The organism is Burkholderia sp. IO2, from assembly GCF_029522185.1.
GTDB classification, from domain to species: Bacteria; Pseudomonadota; Gammaproteobacteria; order Burkholderiales; family Burkholderiaceae; genus Burkholderia; species Burkholderia cenocepacia.
Genome location: NZ_JAKWFH010000140.1, coordinates 1 through 1,304 on the forward strand (window position 1 = coordinate 1; position 1,304 = coordinate 1,304).

Consider the following 1,304-nt stretch of genomic DNA (forward strand, 5'->3'; position numbering starts at 1 on the left):
GGTTCATCGCAGGAAACCGTGGAGGGTTTTCGAGCGATTGCATAATCTGACACCTGATTTTGAGGATGTCGGAGGAAGAATTGCTCGATCGCAAGGCACTTCAGGCACTGGGCTGCTGGACCGGCTATCGGTTGGAGCGGGTGGAATGGCCGCAAGGAGAAGCGCGCACGCTGTCGCTGTATCTGAAGCCGGTCAGCAAGGTCATGTACTGCGAGCAATGCGGTGCGCGCTGCCAGCAAATCCACGAGACGACGGTTCGTCGAGTGCGCGATCTGCCGCTGTTCGAGTACCGGGTCGTGCTGCACGTGCCTCGACGCCGGATCTGGTGCGAACACTGCGGCGGCCCGCGACTGGAGAAGCTGGCGTGGCTGGGCCGCTATCAGCGGGTGACGGAGCGATTCGCGAAGGCCTGCGAGAAGCTGCTGCAGGCTGCCAGCGTACAGGCTGTAGCGGCCTTCTACGATCTGGGCTGGCACACGGTCAAATCGATCGACAAGATGCGCTTGCGCGCACGCGTGGCCGAACCGGACTGGTCGACTATCCGCTATCTGGCGATGGACGAGTTCGCGCTGCATAAAGGCCATCGCTACGCCACGGTGGTGGTTGATCCGATCGGACGACAGGTGCTCTGGGTCGGGCCCGGACGTTCACGCGAAACGGCGCGAGCCTTCTTCGAACAGCTCCCCGAAGGCGTAGCCGAGCGCATCGAAGCGGTCGCCATCGATATGACCACGGCCTACGAATTGGAGATCAAGGAACAGTGCCCGCAGGCGGAAATCGTCTTCGACCTGTACCACGTCGTGGCCAAGTACGGTCGCGAGGTGATTGATCGGGTACGGGTGGATCAGGCCAACCAACTGCGACATGACAAGCCGGCCCGCAAGGTCCTGAAGTCCAGTCGCTGGCTGCTGCTGCGCAATCGTCATAACCTGAAGCCAGAACAGGCCGTGCATCTGAAGGAGCTGCTGGCCGCCAATCAGTCGCTGTTATGCGTCTATGTGCTGCGTGACGAACTCAAACGGCTCTGGTTCTACCGAAAGCCAGCCTGGGCGGAAAAGGCTTGGGGGCAATGGATCGAACAGGCTCAGCAAAGCGGGATCGCCGCCCTGCAAAAGTTCGCCGAGCGCTTGCAGGGTTACTGGCACGGAATCGTGGCCCGCTGCCGCCATTCGCTCAATACCAGCGTCGTCGAGGGAATCAACAACACTATCAAGGTCATCAAGCGCAGGGCTTACGGGTACCGCGACGAGGAATACTTCTTCCTCAAGATCCGCGCCGCGTTCCCCGGTAATCCACGATGAACC

1 protein-coding gene is annotated in these 1,304 nt (G+C 60.8%); it reads left to right on the forward strand.

What is annotated here, in order from left to right; genetic code table 11:
- Positions 1-80: 80 nt before the first annotated feature.
- A complete protein-coding gene (locus MMB92_RS35170; RefSeq protein WP_062885664.1) occupies positions 81-1,301 on the forward strand; it encodes an ISL3 family transposase in 1,221 nt (406 codons plus the stop codon).
- The last annotated feature ends 3 nt before the right edge of the window (positions 1,302-1,304 follow it).